Below are 21903 nucleotides of genomic sequence, written 5' to 3'. Positions count from 1 at the left end.
AAAAGCGCCTTAGCTAATGGCAAACATAGCAAAAAGCCAATTGGTGGATTCCAGCACTTATTTCAAGTGCTGGAATTCGCCATTTGTTATTATTGCAAGAGTATAGCTGTCAAACACCATGTCGTAGCCACCTTTTTGTTCTGATTCCTCATAGAATAAGGCTATGTTACCGTTAGCCATTTGCTCCATTGTTGAGTAAGCCGAATCGGTATTACTTACACGGTAAACCTTCCATCCCGACTTAAAGCATTCAGGCGAAGAATAATCATCTGCCGATGCCAACTCCTTGTAATAAATTCCCACATTCTCTCTCTTTCCACTCATCGGTACCGAGTAGAGCAACACGTGTGTACGCTTGCCGTCAGACATGCGACGGGCCTTAACAAGCAACACTTCACCATTACATCTTGCCGACGGATAGGTTTTATTGTCGAGATATACCGGCTTATCCCATTTGCCCTCGGCTTTTTTTGCATTAGTATAAGTATAAATATTGAAGATACGACCATTGCCCTTCTGTGAACGACTGCTCAACAATACACTTCCATTTGGTAGTTCCACAATCTTAGCCTCATCACCATCAAGTGTAGGACGAGCATCTGCACCTCCCAATGGTAGCCATGTTCTTCCAAAGTTGTCCGAATAGAGCACAACATTTCCAATATTTGTACACAACGCTGAATATATACGGTAGTGGCTACCTGCCTTTATCTTAGAACTTTGACAAATTCGGCCTGAAGAGAAAAATAGCTTATTTACGGCACCATTCATCAATTTGTAAATATCTGATGTTATCTCGCTACCAGTCCAGTTTTTTCCATCCTTACTATAATAGCGACCTACACGATTAGGATTTTCCAGTGTTGAACGCCAATACCAAACATTGCCCGATGCGCACATCATAAGCATCTCGCCTGTCTTACGGTCACACACTACAGCAGCGTCGCCATGGGCTATATCGAACGGCTTATTAGGACCGTCTCCTTTCACCAATGTCTTCTCTTCTCCCCAAGTTGCGCCATTATCGTCACTTGTCTTCGCCACAACATCAATAACACCACCACCTACATCTGTACGACATGGACGAAAATCACTAATAGCAATAATCTTGCCGTCATTGGTCTTAAGCAGAGCCGGAATGCGGTAACAGTTAGAAACGGTGTCACTCTTAAACACTACAGTCTGAGCACCAGCTGTGCTTGCCATAAAGGCTGTCGCCATAAACGCCGATATAACACAAAGAAATTTTTTCATACTTTATAATTCAGGTTTTAGTTAGTTTATCTTTAAGTTGTTTGACAATTACTTATATATTATGTTTATGCATGTAATACAACTTGTGTTGTACCACAATTTCGTTTTTAATCCCACTCTACAATAATGGCGACAGCAATCTTATCAACGATTCTGACAATCGCCTTACAAACGGTCGTTGTTGCAATTCGTCAACATAGTTAATGTCAACACTCTGAGCCTCATCCTCAATATAGATGTCCTTCATTCTCAATGCCAACTGTCTATCATAAAAGAATACATTTGCCTCAAAGTTATTCTCAAAACTACGGAAGTCGATGTTTGTCGAACCACAAGTACATAGTTCATCATCGCATACCAGTATCTTGCTATGATTAAACCCAGCCTTGTACAGGCGTATCTTTACACCCGACTGCACCGTCTGCATTACATACGACACACTTGCCCACTCTAACATGTGGGCATCGCTATGCCTTGGTATCATCAACCTAACGTCCACTCCTGCAAGTGCAGCTGTACGCATGGCAAATAGTATAGGTTCAGTAGGCAAGAAGTAAGGTGTTTCCATATATACATACTTTTTTGCCTCAAGCAGTATGCGCACATATCCTTGCATGATGTCGGGCCATGGAGCCACCGGACTGCTTGTAACCAGCTGTGCAATACAGTTGTTGTCTATACGCCATGGCATTGGTGGATAATAGCAGCGATTGGTTACAAGCGTGCGGTCTACAAAATACCAGTCTACCAAGAATGCACGCTGCAATGCATACACTATGCTACCACGCAGATGCATATGGGTGTCACGCCAAGGCAAGGAGCCACCTCGTATTCCTTTGACATAACGCATTGCTATGTTCATTCCACCCGTAAATCCCTCTACTCCATCAATGATACACAACTTGCGATGGTTGCGATAGTTTACCTTACTGGTGAATGCTGGAAACTTTACTGGCATAAACACACACACATCTATACCTGCACTTCGCATTCGCTCAAAAAACTTATGCGGCACACGCCAACAGCCTACATCATCGTATATGACGCGCACCTCAATTCCCTCACGTGCCTTCTGTATCAAAGCATCAGAGACAAGTCTACCCAAAGGGTCGTCTGCAAAGATATAAACATCTAGATGGATATGTTGCCGTGCCCTACCTATAGCCTGTAGCAAAGCAGGAAAGAACTGGTAACCATCAGTATAAAACTCCACCTCATTATCTTTGAAAGGCAATGCCAGGCTCTGGTTAGTAAACAGTTGTATAAGCGATCGATACCTTTCTGGCAGCCTCAGCTCACGCTGTTCTACAAATTCAAGCATCTGTCTCTTGGACAATTGGTCGAGCGAGCGCTGCGACATAAGTCGCATCTTGCGTGTGTTCTGTCCAAAGAAGATATAAATCACAATACCAAATACGGGCACAAACATAAGTACCATCACCCATGCCATAGTCTTGGCAGGCTGACGGTTGTCCAAAAGCACAGTGACAATGATGCTTATTATCACTATGGCATAGACCACTATGAATATCCAGTGAACGTATATCATACGAAGCCCTACTTATGTTTCTCCCGAATAGGCGGAAGTGCCGTATCATTTCTTATTTGAATCCCACCAACTTGTGTGTCTGCAACGAGAGTCTCCATTCCGGATGCTCCAGTATATAGTCGAAGCAGCGCTTAACTATTTGCGCATTGCGTTCTGCGTCCTGCACATCACATGGTTGCAGATACTTATAGTCGGCCTCTATGCCATGATCGTTTGGGGTCGTTGTCGATTCCTCGAAGATGCACTTCAGTTCGTTGCACTTCTTTATAACAGTCTGTCCCTTTGGCGAACATGTTATCCAGTCGATACCCTCAGCAATAGGATGCGTGCCGTTGGTTTCCATAGCCAGTTCGTATCCATTTGCATGAAGAAGGTCTATAAAGGCACTGTCTACCTGAAGCGAAGGTTCACCTCCTGTCAATACCACAAAGCGTGAGGGATACTTACTTATGCGGCGCAGAATTTTCTCGTCATCAAGCTGTTCGTAGCTTGCAAAGTCGGTATCGCAGAACGGGCACTTAAGGTTGCAACCCGAAAAGCGTACGAATATTGCCGCACGTCCCATGTTGCGCCCTTCGCCTTGCAACGAGTAGAATATCTCATTTATTCGTTTCATTCCCTTAGTCCTCCTCGTATATAGCTCTGTTGCCCTCGCTCTCCTGTACCATGCACTTATAGCACTGTGGTATCTGTTCGGTTATCCAACGTGCTATGTTCTCTGCTGTAGGGTTAAATGGCAGCACCTCGTTAAGGTTGGCATGGTCCAAACGTCCTTGCACCAACAGCTTTATATGTGTAAAGTCTACTACCATACCGTCCCTGTTCAGTTCCTTCGACTTGCAGTATACGGTTATTATCCAGTTGTGTCCATGCAGGTTCTGGCACTTGCTCTCGTAAGAGAGATTTAGGCTATGACATGCCGAAACCTCAAGAGTTTTTTCTATGTAATACATATATATGTAGTTTTTTTATTTCACGCTATTATATTATTTCCTAATAGTCGGGCCAACTTCGAACGCAATTCATGCGCTGTTTTATATTCTTCCATCAGCACCTTAAGCCTTTCGATGTCATTTGCCGACTGCGATATCTGCAGCTGCAAGTCCTTCAGATGCATCTCAAGATAGTCTATGCGGAAGTCGTTTAGCAGATGTTCCGTCTGTTGGCGCAACGCCTCTATGCGGTTAGCCTCTTCAGCCCTTATCTCATCCGCATTCTTTTGGGTGTTGTCTGTTGCCGTCTTCTGCTCGTCAAGCAATCGATATTTGTCAACGCACAGCTCTGTTGCCACATTGGCTATGTTGATATCTTCATGATGAATAAAGAACTGTTCGGCACAGAATTCCTCGTCGCCACTATGTGCCACAGCCTCGGCAAGGATTTTGGCAAATAGCGGATTGGCAAACTTCAGTCCGTCCACACCCAGATTATAGTCAATGTACTGCGCTATGTTTAGATTCATCGTCTCACCATCTTCTGTTTCCACATTATTATATATAATAGTGTCACCGTGGCGTATTATGAGTTCGGCAAGCATACGCTCCACCTTTGACGCCTGTTGCAATGGTGTAACTGGCTGCTGTACGGGATACTGTACATGCTTTGCCTGATGCTCTGCGCGTGTTTCCTCTGACGTGCGCTCCTCACGGTTATTCCGTATAAATCCGTTAAGGGTATTGATGAGCGTTGCCTCATTTATACCCATTCTTACCGAACAGTCGTGCAGATACGTATCGCGCAATATCGGGTTGTTTACAAACGATATGCTGCGTATTATTGAGTTGATAGCTTCCGAGCGTTTTAGCGGGTCGCGTTCGTTGCGCAACAGCAGGTCGGTCTTGAATTGTATGAAGTCGGTCTGATGTTCTTCTATATATTTGCGGAAGTCTGCTGCCGAGTGTTTTCTTGAGAAAGAGTCTGGATCGTCTCCATCAGGCAGCAACAATACCTTCAGATTCATTCCTTCCGACAGCAACATGTCTGTTCCTCGCATTGCCGCATGTATACCTGCAGCATCGCCATCATACAGCAATGTGATGTTCGAAGTGAATCGATGCAGTATATGTATCTGGTGTATACTTAATGCCGTTCCCGAGTTTGCCACCACATTCTCAATACCGCATTGGTGCATTGCCAGCACATCGGTATATCCCTCTACCATAAACACGCGGTCTTCCTTGGCTATAGCTTTCTTTGCCTGGTATATTCCGTACAGTTCGCGGTCTTTGTGGTATATCTCCGAGTCGGGCGAGTTCACATACTTTTGGTTTACTCCCTTTGTGCGCGAGTCAAGCAGTCGCCCACCAAATCCTACAACCTTTCCGCTAATGCCTATCCATGGAAATATCACGCGTCCAGCATATCTGTCTATCAGTTCGCCTCTGTCGTTCTTGTAGCAGATGCCTGTCTTCAGTATGAATTCTTCCTTGTATCCCTTTCGCAATGCCTCGGTTGCCAATGCGCGGCGGTCCATAAGGTCGTAGCCAAGTTGGAACTTCTTGATTATATCATCACGAAATCCACGACTACGGAAGTATTGCATACCTATGGCTATACCGTCAGGGTCGTTCTGCATCTTGTCCTGAAAGTATTTCATTGCCCACTCATTGACGATGAACATACTCTCGCGCTCGCTCTGCTCACGCTTCTCATTATCCGTCAACTCGCGTTCCTGTATCTCTATATGATACTTCTTGGCAAGCCAGCGCAGCGCTTCGGGATATGTCATCTGCTCGTGCTCCATGATGAATCCTACAGGATTGCCTCCCTTGCCACATCCAAAGCAGTGGCACATGCCACGACCTGGCGATACGTAGAAAGACGGTGTCTTCTCATCATGGAAAGGACACAGACCCTTATAGTTTGCACCACTGCGACGCAGCGTTACAAACTCCGACACTACCTCCACAATATTGGCGGCATCCTTTATCCTTTCTACAGTAGCGCTATCTATCATTGCTTATTCTTTAAGTATTCGGCAAAGATGCGTGCCGCACTTTCTACCTTTGCAGCGCATGGGCGCTTTTTATAGTATTCGGCCGTTCTTGCCGAAGCCACATACGACGACTGTGCCTTGTCGTGTCCCTTTAGTCCAAGTATCTCGGCACATATGAGCGAGCCGTTCTGCTCCTTCGACTTTGCAAGCAATTCCTGTACAACCTTATAACATGCCGACTTGCCCTCGCGGTCGCTTCCCTCTGTCTGTCCACAGTCAAGTCCTACAAGTGTTACAATGCCTGATACTGCGCCGCACATCATACGCATACGGCCTACACCTCCACCAAAGCCTGCACCAATACGCTTTGCAAGATTATCGTCCAAGCCATACAGGTCGGCAAAAGCAGCTACAACAGACTGGCAACAGCCGTAGCCTTGCATGAAGTTGTCGACGGCTCGCTGTACACGGGCTTCGAGAGAGGGGGGAAGGTTTGTATTTGTTGTTTCCATAAATTATATTTTCTTTATCACTTTTGCAGGCACACCACCTACTACAGTATGTGGTTCTACATCTTTAGTAACAACAGCACCTGCTGCCACAACAGCACCATTACCAATGGTAACACCACCAAGAATAGTTGCGTTAGCTCCTATCCAACAACCATCACCTATGATGATCGGACGGGCAAACGTACGCCAACGGTATTCGCCTGATGTAGGGTTCCAGTCTTTTGTAAGACGCTCTTCAAGATGTGTAGGGTGAGAGGCAGTATTTATCTGCACACCTGGTGCAATAAGCACATCATTGCCTATCACAATTGAATTGCAGTCTGTAAGTATGCAACGATAGTTTATGCTCACATTATTGCCTATATGAATATTGTCGCCAAATCCAATGATGATTCCATCACCTACAGACACATTAGTACCCACACTACCAAACTGCTCACAGATCATGGCATAGCGTTGTGAACGTTTTGCATAAGACAGAGAGTTATATTGCTGCATCCAGTCAGTAGCCTGTGATTTGCGGTTGATGAATATAGGACTGTGACAGTCATAAACTTCACCAGCCATACACTTGTCTTGTTCGGTCTTTACGTATGAGGCATCGTGACATCCTCCCTCTTGGGCTATTATCTCACGCAACTCGCGCTCGTATTGCACGGCATCATTAAACCAGATGCCATACATTCCGTATGCCCGGGCAGCCTCGATATTCTCTATCTTGTCGTCGGCAAAGACACACTCTTCTGGCTTCAAGCCGAGTTTGCGGCACGTCAGCTCGTATATCTCGCGCTCGGGCTTTACCACATGCTCCTCTGAAGACACTATTCTACCATCGAGCAACTGAAAGATGGGATATTGCTTCATGGTCTCATGCACACGGCTACACCAGTTGGTCAGACCGTAGAGCTTATATCCCTCTGCCTTCAACTTCACGAGCAAGGCACGCATTCCGGGTATCTCGCCAAGCACAAACTCAGTGTAGTGTTCGCCAAACTGTCTTATCTCTTCCTTCCATTGCGGCATTGCCTGCTGCATGTCGGATATTATCTGCTCAAAAGTGCGGTCTTCACGGTCAAGTCGCTCGTTCCACTTGTCGTCCATCAGATGATGATAGAAGTCTTCTGACACTTCATGACTCTCAAAGAATCTATCAACCACAACGAAGTAGTCGTAGTCGACCAACACCTTGCCAAAATCAAAAATAAGGTTCTTTATCATTTGTTTTTTACTACTGTGTTATACCCTCCTTGCGCACAAGCTCGTCAAACGTGCGGTCCATTTCGGATGTCATCACCGTGAAGTTGTGCTCGTTAATACATACCTTAAGGAACATTGCCGCGAGCTCGTCGTCATCGTCAAACTTCATTGCCTCGTCAAGAAGTAACACATTCATTGCGTCTATAAGCAAACGGAATAGCGAAGCCTGTCTTACCGACTTGCGTCCTTCTGTTCCTCGACGCAGTCCACGTGCGTACGCATACATCACAACTCGCACAGTCAACTCTATGGCACGATCGGTGTCAATGTCTTCAGCGCCCTCTCCCTTTGTATAGCTAAGTAGATGGTCGGCCGTACTTGCATAACGTCCTGCAAGTAGATTGGAGAAATTGCGCTTATACTCCGTCACCATTGCCTCGTACATTGCGTCCGATGCACATGCTGTCTTCACAAGCGCCATCATATCGTCACCCTTCTGTTGTGCCTCACGCACCACACGCTCAATGTCGGCATATTCAAAGTTCATTGCTGCCAACGGGAAGAACAATGTGTCTAAGAATACGGGGGCAATATGTTCGTAATGCTCAAGCATCAGTTTCTTCACGGTCTGCGCACTGTTGCGGTCTTCTGCCTTCTCCATATGGCTGTTGTCTATAATGCCCAACGAGAACGACTCGAAGAACGAGCGCACCAAGGCAGCAAGAAGCTTGTATTTATCTGTCTTCATAAGTGTCTGTATACTACTATTTGTTTGTTGCTACAAAATTACACAAAAAACAAACATCATCAAAGTTTAAGACATAAAAAAAAGGACAAGACCCATTTACAAGTCCTGTCCTTTACTATTTCTTTGAAGAGCCTCTTGTCGGATTCGAACCAACGACCCCGAGATTACAAATCACGTGCTCTGGCCAACTGAGCTAAAGAGGCGGGTGGGCAAGCTACTCATATCGCGCCGCTACAACCAACTACCTTTGCTACGTTCCCGTCCTGGAGGATTCGAAGGGAGCTGGCCGTATGAGACTTACCCATATCTTTTCAAAAGCGAGTGCAAAGGTAGCGTTTATTTTCTACACTACCAAATTTTCAACAAAGAATTATTTCTGTTTTAACATTTGTTTTAAAACTCCTAATAATCCTATACATTAATGTAGTTTATTGATATTTTAACATCAACATAACATATTATCTACATAAATACACTATCTTTGCAGCCAATTAACAACATAACTATAATATTAATGTATATGAACTTGAACAATATCAAGAAGATTGCGGCATGCATGTTTGCAGCAATCGCAACGTCAACTGCATCGGCACAAATCCCCGAGGGCTATTACGATAGCCTGAAAGGAAAGAAGGGTGCTGAGCTGAAGAACGCTGTACACGACATCATCAAGAAAGCCGAAGTGCTTGATTATGGTTCTGGCAATGGCTGCACATGGTATGGCTTCTGGATTACCGACCGTACATCTGACGGCAGATTTATCGACCGCTACTCGCCTGAAAGCAAATGGGTGATGAGCACTACTCAAGGTGCTGTTGGTACCGGCATGAATATCGAGCACTCGTTTCCTAAAAGCTGGTGGGGCGGAGCAAAGATACAAGCCTACATGGACCTGTATAACCTTATGCCATGTGAGTCGAAAATAAACAGCACAAAGAGCAACTACCCTATGGGCGTAGTTGTCGACGGCGACAAGGGTAATGGATGTACTAAGGTAGGTAAGGGAACAGACGGTCAATGGTACTGGGAACCTTCTAACGAATGGAAGGGCGACTTTGCACGTGGCTATATGTATATGGCTACAACATACCAGAACCTTTCATGGACAGGAACACAAGCTGCCCAAATATTGGAAAAAGGCGACTACCCCACCCTTAAGCGATGGGCCTACGAGCTATACATCAAATGGGCCAAGCAAGACCCTGTTACCCCACTTGAGGTTAAGCGCAACAATGATGTATACAAGATACAAGGCAACCGCAACCCATTTGTCGATTTCCCCAACCTTATGGAATATGTTTGGGGCGACAGCATCAACTATGCCTTCGACCCTGCAAAGACTATAACATCCGAGAAGTACATTGGCGGTGGCGGCAACCCTGTTAACCCCGACAATCCCGACAATCCTAATCCTGGTGTAAGCGAGGAGATTATATATACCGCCAACTTTAAGGCCACTGACGGCGACTGCACTTTCGACGTTACAACCAACCCTAAAGATGGCGTCAATCTATGGAACCGCAGCAAGGCATACGGATGGATGGCTACAGGCGCCGTTAAGGAAGGCACAAACAAGTATCCTACCAAGTTTGCCGCAGACGGATCTCTCCTACTTCCAGTGTTCGACCTCACAGACTTCGAGTCAATAGAGCTTAACTTCAACCATGCCGTAAACTACGACAAGTCTCCTAAGACACGTCTCTGTGTTGAGGTACGTTGCGATGGCGCTACTACAAAAATCAACAACATCAACTGGCCTGCAGGTGGCGATTGGGTATTTATCAACTCTGGCAATATCGACCTCAGCCAGTACGCTGGCAAGAAGATACAGCTTGCCTTCCATTACACCAGCAACACGTCTATTGCCGGAACATGGGAAATACGCGACATTGCCGTCAAGGGCAAGAAGAGTTCTACACCTACTGGTATCGGCTGCATCAGCAATCCAAGCCTCAACTCTTCTCTCGACATCAACAAACCCTACACCGCCTACGATCTGTCTGGCCGCAGCATCAGCAATATCAACAGCGCCAAGGGTGTTGTCATTGTCAAGCAGAATGGCATGACATTCAAGCTGATCAAGAAGTAATACAATGGTTTATTAAGAAGTTATAAAAGCATTATTAAGGAGGTGCGGCATCATGCCGTGCCTCCTTAATCGTTGAAAAAACCTAATAATTACACCATACCTATACGTATACCAGAAAAAAGTTGTAAGTTTGCATTCGTTTTATAAAACTTATACATTATTTAATGATTAGAATTGAGAATTTCATTCAGCTCAAGGCATTTGCCCGCCAAGACGCGCTCATACTCTCATTGCTTTGGATAGCAAGCTTTGCGTGTGTCGTTATGATTCCGGCAGGAGCATTGGGCAATTTGCTTGCGCTCACCACTCCATTTATTGTGGCATGGCGCCTCTCTAAGTTTCGCGACCAAGCTCTCAACGGCATCATCTCCTTCAGACGTGCCTTTGCCTATGGCATCTACATCTTCTTTTATGCCTCACTTGTGTTCGCACTTGCCCAGTTTGCTTACTTCCGCTTTCTTGACCATGGTTCGTTTGCACAGACTCTCACCGACAGCATGAACCTACTTATGCCTATGTACGAGCAAAACGGACTGTCAAAAGCCGACGTTACGCAAACTATCTCACAGATGACAATGCTCACCCCTATACAATGGTCGTTCATCTTTATGATGCAGAACATTATTGTTGGCTTTATCATTAGCCTGCCCATAGCTGCTATCTGCGCAAGACGACTGAAAAAACAGAACAATCAGAACTTTTAAACTATTCGATAATATGGATATAACAGTCATCGTACCATTATACAACGAGGAAGAATCGTTGCCCGAACTCTACGCTTGGATTGAGCGTGTTATGAAGAAAAACAACTTCTCTTTCGAAGTGATTTTCGTTAACGACGGTTCTACCGACCATTCTTGGGATGTTATCGAGGAGCTGTCTAAGAAGTCGCCATGTGTCAAGGGCATCAAGTTCCGCCGCAACTACGGCAAGAGTCCTGCTCTCTACTGCGGCTTCAAGGAGGCTCAAGGCGATGTTGTGATAACTATGGACGCCGACCTTCAGGACTCTCCCGACGAGATACCCGCTCTATATCACATGATTGTTGACGATGGCTACGACCTCGTTAGTGGCTACAAGCAGAACCGCAAGCAGGGCGACCCACTATCTAAGACAATTCCTACAAAGCTCTTCAATGCCACAGCACGCAAGGTTAGTGGCATTCACAACCTGCACGACTTCAACTGCGGCTTAAAGTCATATCGCCGCGATGTGGTTAAGAATATCGAGGTGTACGGCGAGATGCACCGATACATACCCTACCTTGCCAAGAATGCCGGCTTCGACAAGATTGGCGAGAAGCCTGTTCATCATCAGGCTCGCAAGTATGGTTCGTCTAAGTTCATGGGCTGGAACCGTTTCTTCAACGGCTATCTCGACCTCATCACATTGTGGTTTCTCTCAAGCTTTGGCAAGAAACCTATGCACGTGTTTGGTTTCCTTGGCACACTGATGTTCTTCATTGGCTTTGTTTCGGCTTTCGCTTTGGGTGTCGACAAGCTCTGGTGCTTGTCACAAGGCATACCACAGCGCCTTGTTACCGACTCGCCCTATTTCTACATCTCGCTTACAATGATGATGATTGGCACACAGTTCTTCCTCGCCGGATTCATTGGCGACCTTGTTAGTCGCTCGTCTCAAAACCGCAACGACTACCAAATTGAGAAGACTCTGAAGTGCGAAAATAATCTTGCCCACAACTAAATCATTACGCCTGTGATTACACATAAAGCAAAAACATTGGTTGTGGCAATGGTTGCGGTACTTGGTTTGTCGGCATGTTCGTCTATCGACTGTCCGCTCAACAACCGTGTATACGCCTCATTCCGACTTGCAGGTGATGTCAGTACGCTTACTGATACACTTACTGTCTCTACCCCACGCACTATAGACAATGCCGAGGAAGACACGGTGCTGATTAACCGTCTTACCCAAACCGACAGCCTGTCGCTGCCTATGAGCTATCAGCGTACCGAAGATATCTACTACTTTACGCTGGTACAAAAGGACACACAGCTTAAGACTATCGACACTCTGTGGGTTAGCAAGGAGAACTTGCCTCATTTTGAATCGGTTGACTGCAACCCTGTGATGTTCCACACCATTAACGGCGTGCGTTTTACACAGCATGCCATAGACGACATTCAAGTAAATAATAATAAGGTAACATACAATGACGCCAAAGCGCATTTCCTCATTTATCTCAAGAATCGCGACAATTAGTCTTTTCTTGCTCTTGCCTGCCACACACGTTGCGGCACAGAACAAACCCAAGACTCCTAACAAGCCTAAGACACAGACTGCCGTTGCCGAGAAGGATACCATTGCCTTCTTCCGTGGTATTGCTGTATCAGCCGACCTTGTTGGTGCTGCCGAAAGGGCTTTAAGCGACTATGGACAGTTCGAGGCTGCCCTGCGTATCAATCTGCGCGACAAATACTTCCCTGTCATTGAACTTGGTTATGGCTCTGCCGATGCCAACGATCCCTCTACCCATCTGGCTTACAAAACGTCGGCACCATATGGACGTATTGGCTTGGACATTAATATTGCCAAGAACAAGCACGACGACTATCGCATCTACGCTGGTGCACGTTATGCTCTTACTTATTATAAGTTCGACGTAATTGGCGAAGGCATAAAGGATCCTGTATGGGGCGACGACGTGCGCTTTGAGGCTCACGATGTCGAAGCTAATTGTCATTGGTTAGAAGCTGTATTCGGTGTAGATGCCAAGATTGCCGGACCTTTCCGCCTTGGATGGAGCGTGCGCTATCGCAGACGTCTATTCAGCGACAACGGCACTGTGGGCAATTCTTGGTACATACCAGGATTTGGCAAACAAGGCAACTCAAGATTTGGCGGTACGTTTAACGTTATATTCGAACTGTAAACCATCCGTAAATAGCAATTACTCCATATCTAACACCCCATTTAACTCCTTATTATATATATGAAAAAGAAACTCTACTGGCAGTTGCCCTTCCTCATCTTCCTTATAGTGGGAACCGTGTTCATAGTACGCCAACAACGTAGCACTCCCTATCAGCACGACGAGGGTCAGATATTCGGCACTTTCTATCACATCACCTATCAGAACGACTCATCTCTTAACAACGACATCCTTGCCGAACTTGATAAGGTAGACAATGCCTTGTCCATGTTCAACGACAAGTCTATTATCTCGCGCGTCAACCGTGGCGAGAATGTCGAAACCAACGATATGTTCAACGCCGTGTTCAATCTTGCCGAGCAGATTGCCGACAACACCAACGGTTCGTTTGATATTACCGTTGCTCCGCTTGTCAATACTTGGGGCTTTGGGTTCAAAACCGGCAATCCGCCATCAAAGATGACCATCGACTCATTGCGCTCTATTGTGGGATATAAAAAGGTATCGCTACACAACAATCGTATTACCAAGACCGACCCTCGTGTTATGCTCGACTGTTCTGCCATTGCTAAAGGATATGGTTGCGATGTGGTAGCTCGCTTGCTCCAACGACATGGCATAGAGAACTATATGGTTGAGATTGGTGGCGAGGTGGTTACTCACGGCATATCCGAGAAACGCCTGCCTTGGAAGATTGGTGTTACAAAGCCTACCGACGACTCGCTTGCCGTTGACAAGGAGTTACAAACCGTACTCAACGTCAAGAATATGGCTATGGCTACAAGTGGCAACTACCGCAACTTCTACTATAAGAATGGTAAAAAGTATGCCCATACCATCGACCCTAAAACTGGCTATCCCGTTCAGCATAATATCTTGTCTGCCACTGTACTTGCCAAGCATTGCGCTGAGGCCGACGCTTATGCCACATCGTTTATGGTTATGGGACTGGATGGGGCTAAGAAGGTGCTCAAAGAACATCCCGAGCTTATGGCATACCTAATATATGCCGACCACAAAGGCAATATGCAGGTGTGGTACTCGCCAAGTATGAAGGACAAAATACTGAAATAAGTATGAATTTTTACAACAAGCTCGCTGCCACGCCTTTGTTTCAAGGCTTAACCAACAGCGACCTGACACAAATTATAGGACAAACCAAGTTCTCGTTCTATAAGTTTGCATCAGACAAGACTATACGCAATGAGGGGGAGCCATGCAGAAGCATGGCTTTTCTTTTATCCGGCACGGCACGTGTCATTACCTATTCCGACGACCACGGTTTCTCGGTCGAGGAAACTATCGCGGCGCCTTATATCCTACAGCCCGAACGCCTCTTTGGACTAAACCAACGCTACACTCACAACTTCATTGCCAGCTCCGAATGCGACATTATGGAGATTGACAAGAACGACATTCTACGCCTTACCGACGAGTTTGTTATCCTTCGCATCAATCTGCTAAACATCATATCCACTCTATCCCAAAAAGCAACACGCCCTTTATGGCAACCTTCTCCCGATAACGACGAGGGGCGCATTATACGATTCCTGAAGAGCAGATGCTCATCGCCTGTTGGCAAAAAAACAATAAGGATTAAGATGACACGGCTGGCTCAAGAAACTGGCTTAGGACGATTGGCTGTGTCAAAGGAGCTAAACAGGCTGCAAGAACGCGGACTCCTGGTGTTTAGCCGTGGTATCATTACAATAACGAATATGGAAAAACTATAACGCTCCTAAGCTATACTAATAAAAGAATTAACGCTCATTACCCAACCAAAGCAGTGTCAAGTAATGAGCGTTAATGTTATTTTTACTTTTCATCAAACTCCGACAAGTCAACAAACTTGCCACGAGCCTTGCGGTCTGCAATAGCCTTAGCCAGACGCTTGCGACGTGTAGGAGCAATCCACTGACGTGCAAACACGTTAGGTATTGCCACACCAAGCGAGATACACATAATGGTGATAGCCGAAGCCATGCCAAACTTAACGGCATTTGTTAGCTCGCCTACAACACCATTCATCTCTATCAATGCCACAAGCGCGCGATACATCAACACACCTGGTACCATAGGAATGACACTTGGAATAGAGAGTACATGGTGAGGTACATGGAACTTGTGTACTGCCTTTACGCAAATAAGCGAGATAAGCGCACTGCCCGCAAGCGAACCTATTGCAAGACCCATATCCAGACCTATGTTGTTGTTCGACGGACCAAGGTTCACAAAGTTACGTGTACATACTGCAATAATACCACCTATAGCTACCACCCACAACAGTCTACGCTGTATGTTGAATATCATCGAGAAGCCCATAGCCGAGATGGCAGCTGCAGCAGCATACGACAGGTAGTTGTTGTGCGGAATCATTGGTATGGTGTAGAACTGTGTCAGGTCAAAATGCGATATCTTCAAGAAGAAGGCTATACCGAACGACATTGCCACAATCATAAGGAATGTGTTAATGGCTCGCGTTAGTCCCACCTGTATATAGTTGTCAAGCATATCGTCAACAAAGTTTATCAATGGCACACCCGGCACAATAAACAGTGCACATGCCAACAGCGGATGCAATGGAGTGCTGGTCCACGAAGAAGGCAACCACATTGTGAGGAAGGCAAGCAATGTAGATACGAAGGCGGCTACAGCTATGCCCATATAGTTGTTGAAGCCTTTGCGCAACAACCAGCCGCGAAGATACATACCAACGGCTGCGGCAAACGATGCATAGAAGAAAGCTGTCCAGTCGCAACCGAACTGAATACAGAATCCACCACAGGCAAAACCAGTACCTATAGCTACCTGCAACGGGGTATAGTTGCGCTTGCGTGTGGCTATACTCTCAAGTTCCTCGGCATACTGCTCTATGCTATAGTCTTCGGTAATGGCTTTCCACGAAAGCTTTGAGATGAGCGAGATACGTGTCATGTCGATACCATGCTTGGTGCAACGCTGAAACTTGGTAAACGAGTGTTCGCCGTCACTAAGATTTACCATCAGCATATTGAACTGTACATACACGTGCAGATGCTCTTCGGGCAAACCGAGGAAGGCTGCCACACGATTCATGTTGCTAATAATGCGGTTTGTGTCGGCGGCACTCTCTACAAGGAGTTGTCCAGTCTTCAATAGCAAGTCAAGTTTTCTTCTCAATAACTTTTCGTACTCGATTTTTTGGATCTGATCCATACTTTCTCTATTAATTGTAATTTGATTGAATAAAAAATAGATATATTATCCTTTAAAACGTGTGCAAAGGTACTGCTTTTTTGCGACATATAGAATAATATCAATAATTTATTGTATCTTTGCATACAACTAAAACACACTTTGTATGAAAGAATTCTTCAAGTACGTTGCCGCTACCGTTGTCGGCATCATTATTTTTCTGATTGTTGCCGGCATATTCGGTATGATGAGTATTGTTGGCATGATAGCTTCGGGACAGGCTACACAAACCGTTGAGGATGGGTCGGTGCTTGTGCTCAATCTTTCTGGCTCGATAAGCGAGCAAGGACAGGACGATATCTTTGGCAAGCTTACAGGCAACTACACCCCTACTGTTGGCATGAACGACATCATTGCCTCTATCAAGAAGGCTAAGACCAACAAGAATGTAAAGGGTATATACATGGAGGCTGGTGCCTTGAGCGCTGGCATGGCTACATTGCAGGAGATACGAAATACGCTTGAAGACTTCCGCAAGAGTGGCAAGTGGATTGTAGCTTATGGCGATACTTACTCGCAGGGTGCCTACTATCTTGCATCTGTTGCAAACAAGGTATACATCAACCCTAAGGGTATGCTCGACTGGCACGGTCTGGGAGCACAACCTATGTACTATAAGGACGTAATGGCTAAGTTTGGCGTTAAATACCAGGTGGTTAAGGTTGGCACATTCAAGAGTGCTACCGAAAACTATACCGAAGACCATATGAGCGATGCCAACCGCCTGCAAACCAAGCTCTACATAGATGGTGCTTGGAGCAATATCTGCCAGGCTGTTTCCAAGAGCCGTGGTATAAGCGTCGACTCGCTCAATGCATATGCCGACGAGTTTATGCTATTCTCGCCTACCGAGTCGCTTGTAAAGCGCAAGATGGTAGACGGCATGATGTACGCCGACAAAGTTAAGGACACTGTCAAGAAGATGCTTAAGCTCGACGACGATGATATGATTCCTCAAATCAGTGTTAGCGATATGCTCAACACCAAAGACGAGGATGTGGACGGCGACCAGATTGCTGTTTACTATGCTTTTGGCGATGTTGTGCAGAACGAGGTACAGTCTATAGCCATGGGTGCAAACCATTCTATTGCCTCGTCTACCGTGTGCAAGGACCTTGAGAGTCTTATGAACGACGACGATGTTAAGGCTGTTGTAATACGTGTCAACTCTGGTGGTGGCGACGCTTATGCTTCTGAGCAGATATGGCATTACGTAAGTATGCTCAAGGCCAAAAAGCCGGTAGTGGTGTCTATGGGCGATTATGCAGCATCGGGTGCCTACTATCTCTCGGCTCCTGCTTCTTGGATTGTGGCACAACCCAATACTCTTACAGGCAGCATTGGCATATTTGCCATGATTCCAGACCTTAGTGGTCTTGTTACACAAAAGCTTGGTGTCAAATTCGACGAGGTTAAGACCAACCGCAATTCCAACTTTGGCAACATCATGGCTCGTCCATTCAATGCCGACGAGACAGCTATGTTGCAGGCTTATGTCAACCGTGGCTATGCCCTCTTCCGCAAGCGTGTGGCTGATGGACGTCATTTGCCGGTGGAGAGTGTAGAAAAGATTGCTCAAGGTCGTGTATGGGTTGGCAACGACGCTCTTAAGATTAAACTTGTCGACCAGCTTGGCGGTCTTGACGATGCCATTAAGAAGGCTGCTCAACTTGCCAAGATTAAGGAGTACTATACAGCCGAGTATCCTGCCCCTGCATCATGGACCGACCAGCTCTTTAGATCTATGTCGGGTGGCAACTATCTCGACGATCAGTTGCGCGCTACACTTGGCGACCTTTACGAGCCTATTAGTCTGCTACGCAATATAGACAAGCATCAGGCTGTACAGGCACGATTGCCATACATACTGAATGTAAAGTAACTCAAGGTTTGCATAATTCTGAACTTGCGAAAGTTCAGCTAAATATTAAACGTAATATAAAGATGAGAACTGAAGGTGATTTTATAAAAATCAACGAGTGGCTGCTGCCACTCAGCTGGCTCTACGGCATCGGGGTGCGCCTGCGCAACTGGATGTTCGACATCGGTGTGCTTAAAAGCCAAAGCTACGACATTCCTATTATTGCTGTGGGGAATATTACGGTGGGTGGCTCGGGCAAAACTCCACATGTGGAATATCTTGTCAACCTGCTGCACAATAAACTTAAAGTGGGTGTTCTATCGCGTGGCTACAAGCGCAAAAGCCACGGATATCAGCTTGCCAATGCCGATACACCTATGCGCCTTATTGGCGACGAGCCTTATCAGATGCGCCATAAGTTCAACGACATTTATGTTGCCGTAGACAAGAACCGGCGCAACGGCATACACCGACTTACATCCGACGATGCCACAAAGGATGTTGACGTCATTTTGCTGGACGATGCCTACCAGCACAGATACGTTAAACCGGGCATTAACATCCTGCTTGTCGACTACCACCGACTCATTATCTACGACAAGCTGTTGCCTGCCGGACGTATGCGAGAACCGCAAGAGGGCAAGTCGAGAGCTGATATAGTTATCGTGACCAAATGTCCTAAGGACCTCAAGCCTATGGAATTTCGAGTGCTTAAGCGTGCCATGGATCTGTATCCATATCAGGAGCTATTCTTCACCACGCTGCAATACGAAAACCTCAAACCGGTATTCGGAGGCGACAGACGTGCCGTTAACGACTTGCCTAAAGGCATTAACATTCTGCTGTTGACGGGCATTGCCTCGCCACAGCAAATGATTATGGACCTCCAACCAGTGTCGAGCAACATCACACCACTAACGTTTGGCGACCATCATCAGTTTACTGCCGACGATATAGAACGTGTTAATTCCACATTTGCAGCGATGAAGGCTCCTAAGATTATCATAACAACAGAAAAAGACTCTACCCGTCTGACCAATGTAGAGGGTCTCTCGCAAGAAGCCAAAAACAGTATTTACGCCTTGCCGATACGAATTAAGTTTATGTTGGAAGGCGAAGAAGAATTTAATAATAAAATAACAAGCTATGTACGAAAAAATTCAAGAAACAGCATCCTGGTTAAAAGAAAGGATGACAACAAATCCTGAAACTGCTATCATTCTCGGTACTGGCCTCGGTCAGCTTGCCACTGAAATCACCGACTGCTATGAATTTGCATACACAGACATCCCCAACTTCCCTGTATCTACAGTAGAGGGCCACTCTGGCAAGCTTATCTTCGGCAAGCTCGGCGGTAAGGATATCATGGCTATGCAGGGCCGTTTCCATTACTATGAGGGTTATTCTATGAAGGAAGTTACCTTCCCTATCCGCGTAATGTACGAACTGGGCATCAAGACTCTATTCGTTAGCAACGCATCGGGTGGTATGAACCCTGAGTTCAAGATTGGCGACCTCATGATTATTAAAGACCATATCAACTTCTTCCCAGAGCATCCTTTGCGCGGCAAGAATTTCCCTACCGGTCCACGTTTCCCCGATATGCACGAGACATACGATCACGCGCTTATCAACCAGGCTAACGAGATTGCCAAGGAAAAGGGTATTCGTGTTGTTCATGGTGTATACGTAGGTGTGCAAGGTCCTACCTTCGAGACTCCTGCAGAATATAAGATGTACCACCGCTTGGGTGGCGATGCTGTTGGCATGAGTACCGTGCCAGAGGTTATCGTGGCTCACCACTGCGGCATACGCACATTCGGTATCTCTATCATCACCGACCTTGGCTTGGAAGACAATCCTGTTGAGGTTTCGCACGAGGAGGTTCAGGTTGCAGCCAACAATGCACAACCTCTGATGACCGAGATTATGCGCGAGATGATTCGCCGTGCTTAATATAATAATGTATGACAGACATATCTAAACTCGGTGAGTTTGGCCTTATACGCCATCTCACCGACAATATCAAAATCAAGAACGAGTCGACTATCAAGGGTGTAGGCGACGATTGTGCCGTGCTACACTACCCCGACTCTGAGGTGCTGGTTACTACCGACATGCTTATGGAGGGCGTTCACTTCGACCTTACATACATCGATATGCAGCATCTTGGCTATAAGTCGGCTATGGTAAACATTAGCGACATCTTTGCCATGAACGGCACACCACGCCAACTTACCGTTAGTCTTGCACTTAGCAAGCGCTTTAAGGTGGAAGATCTTAAGCAGTTCTATAGCGGTTTGCGCCTTGCATGCGACAAGTGGGGCGTAGATATTGTTGGTGGCGACACCACTTCTTCTTACACTGGTCTTGCCATAAGCATTACATGTATTGGCGAAGCACGTAAGGAGGACATTGTATATCGCAATGGTGCCAAGGATACCGACCTTATATGTGTCACTGGCGATCTTGGTGCTGCCTATATGGGCTTACAGCTTCTCGAACGCGAAAAGAGTGTTTATTATCAGCAGGTGGACGAGGCTCGCAAGAAGAATGACAAGCGTGCATTGGAGTCGTTAAAGGACTTCCAACCCGACTTTGCCGGTAAGGAATATCTATTGCAGCGACAGTTGCAGGCTGAAGCTCGTGGTGATATTATTGCACGATTCCGCGAACTCAACATCCATCCTACTGCTATGATGGATATCAGCGACGGCCTGTCAAGCGAACTGATGCATATATGCAAAGAGTCTAATTGCGGTTGCCGCGTATACGAAAAGAATATTCCTATCGACTACCAGACGGCTGTTATGGCCGAGGAGCTTAACATGAATGTAACAACATGTGCTCTTAACGGTGGCGAGGATTATGAGCTGCTATTTACTGTACCTATCGGCGATCACGAGAAGATTGAACAGATGGATGGCGTTAAGCTTATCGGTCATATCACTCGTCCTGAACTGGGACAGATGTTGGTTACACGCGACAACCAGGAGTTTGAGCTTAAGGCTCAAGGTTGGAACCCATTGGCAGATAAGTAATATCAGCATTGTCTCCAATTATCCAGACTTATCTATACGTTGTTTACAAGTACAGATATTGACGTCAATTATACGAGCCATACATAAATGGGCGTATAATTGACGTTTTTTGCAAAAAACTTTCGGAAATATTTGGCAGTACAAAATATTATTCGTACCTTTGCACCCGCAATTAAGCGATACAATGTTGGTGCCATAGCTCAGTTGGTAGAGCAAAGGACTGAAAATCCTTGTGTCCCCGGTTCGATTCCTGGTGGCACCACAAGAAAAAGGAGTTACTCATACAAGAGTGACTCTTTTTTTTGTATTTTACCGACATAGCTCAGTTCGTAGAGCAAAGGACTGACATTATTTATAAATTGGCCTTGTGTCCCCGGTTCGATTCCTGGTGGCACCACAAGAAAAAGGAGTTACTTATACAAGAGTGACTCCTTTTTTGTATTAATACCGCCATGACTCAGTTGATAGAAAAGTAGCGGAGGTCTCCGGCCTCCGCAGCACCAAGTCGAACACAAATCATCATTACTAAGTAACAGTTCAGAATAATCTTTACATATAGTAGGAGGGTATGGCATCCTTGCCATACCCAC

The 21903-nt window shown here is 46.0% G+C and carries 20 protein-coding genes, 3 tRNA genes, 1 other RNA gene and 1 pseudogene; 13 read left to right on the top strand and 12 right to left on the bottom strand.

Features of this window, described 5'->3' with window-relative positions; translation table 11 throughout:
• Positions 1-57 precede the first annotated feature (57 nt).
• The 11 genes and pseudogenes from C9991_RS07625 to ffs all read right to left on the bottom strand — a co-directional run bounded on the left by C9991_RS07625 (position 58) and on the right by ffs (position 8498).
• A complete protein-coding gene (locus tag C9991_RS07625; RefSeq protein ID WP_106811984.1) occupies positions 58-1254 on the bottom strand; it encodes a sialidase family protein in 1197 nt (398 codons plus the stop codon).
• A 118-nt stretch (positions 1255-1372) separates the two neighbouring features.
• The gene (cls, locus tag C9991_RS07620) at positions 1373-2803 is read right to left on the bottom strand and encodes a cardiolipin synthase (protein WP_106811983.1); all 1431 of its coding nucleotides are present in this window, start codon (positions 2801-2803) and stop codon (positions 1373-1375) included.
• A 52-nt stretch (positions 2804-2855) separates the two neighbouring features.
• On the bottom strand, positions 2856-3419 hold the full coding sequence (locus C9991_RS07615; RefSeq protein ID WP_106811982.1) for a 7-carboxy-7-deazaguanine synthase QueE: 564 nt from the start codon (positions 3417-3419) through the stop codon (positions 2856-2858).
• Between the two features lie 4 nt (positions 3420-3423).
• Positions 3424-3756 (bottom strand): 6-pyruvoyl trahydropterin synthase family protein, encoded by a 333-nt coding sequence (locus C9991_RS07610; protein WP_106811981.1) that lies wholly within the window; start codon positions 3754-3756, stop codon positions 3424-3426.
• A 20-nt stretch (positions 3757-3776) separates the two neighbouring features.
• On the bottom strand, positions 3777-5759 hold the full coding sequence (gene dnaG, locus C9991_RS07605) for a DNA primase (RefSeq protein ID WP_106811980.1): 1983 nt from the start codon (positions 5757-5759) through the stop codon (positions 3777-3779).
• On the bottom strand, positions 5756-6250 hold the full coding sequence (locus tag C9991_RS07600) for a C-GCAxxG-C-C family protein (RefSeq protein ID WP_106811979.1): 495 nt from the start codon (positions 6248-6250) through the stop codon (positions 5756-5758). The genes dnaG and C9991_RS07600 overlap by 4 nt, the downstream gene beginning before the upstream one ends.
• Before the next feature lie 3 nt (positions 6251-6253).
• A complete protein-coding gene (locus C9991_RS17030; protein ID WP_232823334.1) occupies positions 6254-6817 on the bottom strand; it encodes a DapH/DapD/GlmU-related protein in 564 nt (187 codons plus the stop codon).
• 114 nt (positions 6818-6931) lie between these two features.
• A pseudogene (locus C9991_RS17025) lies at positions 6932-7468 on the bottom strand (HAD family hydrolase); the annotation flags it as partial.
• A 10-nt stretch (positions 7469-7478) separates the two neighbouring features.
• Entirely contained in the window at positions 7479-8195 is a 717-nt protein-coding gene (locus tag C9991_RS07590; RefSeq protein WP_106811977.1) for a hypothetical protein, read from the bottom strand.
• A gap of 129 nt (positions 8196-8324) precedes the next feature.
• Positions 8325-8398: transfer RNA gene (locus C9991_RS07585), tRNA-Thr, on the bottom strand.
• Position 8399: 1 nt separating this feature from the next.
• Positions 8400-8498: signal recognition particle sRNA small type (ffs, locus tag C9991_RS07580), an RNA gene on the bottom strand.
• 217 nt (positions 8499-8715) lie between these two features.
• Between ffs and C9991_RS07575 the strand changes: the two genes are divergently transcribed.
• The 7 genes from C9991_RS07575 to C9991_RS07545 all read left to right on the top strand — a co-directional run bounded on the left by C9991_RS07575 (position 8716) and on the right by C9991_RS07545 (position 14910).
• Positions 8716-10284 (top strand): endonuclease, encoded by a 1569-nt coding sequence (locus C9991_RS07575; protein WP_157949400.1) that lies wholly within the window; start codon positions 8716-8718, stop codon positions 10282-10284.
• A 164-nt stretch (positions 10285-10448) separates the two neighbouring features.
• Positions 10449-10988 carry a DUF4199 domain-containing protein gene (locus C9991_RS07570; protein WP_106811975.1) on the top strand — a complete coding sequence of 180 codons (540 nt, stop codon included), beginning with the start codon at positions 10449-10451 and terminating at the stop codon, positions 10986-10988.
• A gap of 13 nt (positions 10989-11001) precedes the next feature.
• On the top strand, positions 11002-11988 hold the full coding sequence (locus C9991_RS07565; RefSeq protein WP_106811974.1) for a glycosyltransferase family 2 protein: 987 nt from the start codon (positions 11002-11004) through the stop codon (positions 11986-11988).
• Between the two features lie 12 nt (positions 11989-12000).
• Positions 12001-12507 (top strand): DUF6452 family protein, encoded by a 507-nt coding sequence (locus tag C9991_RS07560; RefSeq protein WP_232823281.1) that lies wholly within the window; start codon positions 12001-12003, stop codon positions 12505-12507.
• On the top strand, positions 12458-13177 hold the full coding sequence (locus C9991_RS07555; protein WP_106811972.1) for a DUF6048 family protein: 720 nt from the start codon (positions 12458-12460) through the stop codon (positions 13175-13177). The genes C9991_RS07560 and C9991_RS07555 overlap by 50 nt, the downstream gene beginning before the upstream one ends.
• Before the next feature lie 60 nt (positions 13178-13237).
• Positions 13238-14251, top strand: coding sequence for an FAD:protein FMN transferase (locus C9991_RS07550; protein ID WP_106811971.1), 1014 nt, complete (start codon positions 13238-13240; stop codon positions 14249-14251).
• 2 nt (positions 14252-14253) lie between these two features.
• Positions 14254-14910 carry a Crp/Fnr family transcriptional regulator gene (locus C9991_RS07545; RefSeq protein WP_106811970.1) on the top strand — a complete coding sequence of 219 codons (657 nt, stop codon included), beginning with the start codon at positions 14254-14256 and terminating at the stop codon, positions 14908-14910.
• A gap of 82 nt (positions 14911-14992) precedes the next feature.
• On the opposite strand, the gene C9991_RS07540 is transcribed toward C9991_RS07545, so the two are convergent.
• Entirely contained in the window at positions 14993-16372 is a 1380-nt protein-coding gene (locus tag C9991_RS07540; RefSeq protein WP_106811969.1) for a threonine/serine exporter family protein, read from the bottom strand.
• A 145-nt stretch (positions 16373-16517) separates the two neighbouring features.
• Between C9991_RS07540 and sppA the strand changes: the two genes are divergently transcribed.
• The 6 genes from sppA to C9991_RS07510 all read left to right on the top strand — a co-directional run bounded on the left by sppA (position 16518) and on the right by C9991_RS07510 (position 21710).
• The gene (gene sppA, locus C9991_RS07535; protein ID WP_106811968.1) at positions 16518-18293 is read left to right on the top strand and encodes a signal peptide peptidase SppA; all 1776 of its coding nucleotides are present in this window, start codon (positions 16518-16520) and stop codon (positions 18291-18293) included.
• Positions 18294-18355: 62 nt separating this feature from the next.
• A complete protein-coding gene (gene lpxK, locus C9991_RS07530; protein ID WP_106811967.1) occupies positions 18356-19480 on the top strand; it encodes a tetraacyldisaccharide 4'-kinase in 1125 nt (374 codons plus the stop codon).
• The gene (locus C9991_RS07525; RefSeq protein ID WP_106811966.1) at positions 19419-20228 is read left to right on the top strand and encodes a purine-nucleoside phosphorylase; all 810 of its coding nucleotides are present in this window, start codon (positions 19419-19421) and stop codon (positions 20226-20228) included. Before lpxK ends, C9991_RS07525 begins: the two co-directional genes overlap by 62 nt.
• Positions 20229-20239: 11 nt before the next feature.
• Positions 20240-21313, top strand: coding sequence for a thiamine-phosphate kinase (thiL, locus tag C9991_RS07520; protein WP_106811965.1), 1074 nt, complete (start codon positions 20240-20242; stop codon positions 21311-21313).
• Between the two features lie 189 nt (positions 21314-21502).
• Positions 21503-21575: transfer RNA gene (locus tag C9991_RS07515), tRNA-Phe, on the top strand.
• 55 nt (positions 21576-21630) lie between these two features.
• Positions 21631-21710 (top strand) — tRNA-OTHER (locus C9991_RS07510).
• Positions 21711-21903 lie beyond the last annotated feature (193 nt).

The sequence above is a fragment of the Prevotella merdae genome, assembly GCF_900290275.1.
In the GTDB taxonomy this organism is placed as follows: domain Bacteria; phylum Bacteroidota; class Bacteroidia; order Bacteroidales; family Bacteroidaceae; genus Prevotella; species Prevotella merdae.
This window is presented reverse-complemented; position numbering and strand designations above follow the sequence as displayed.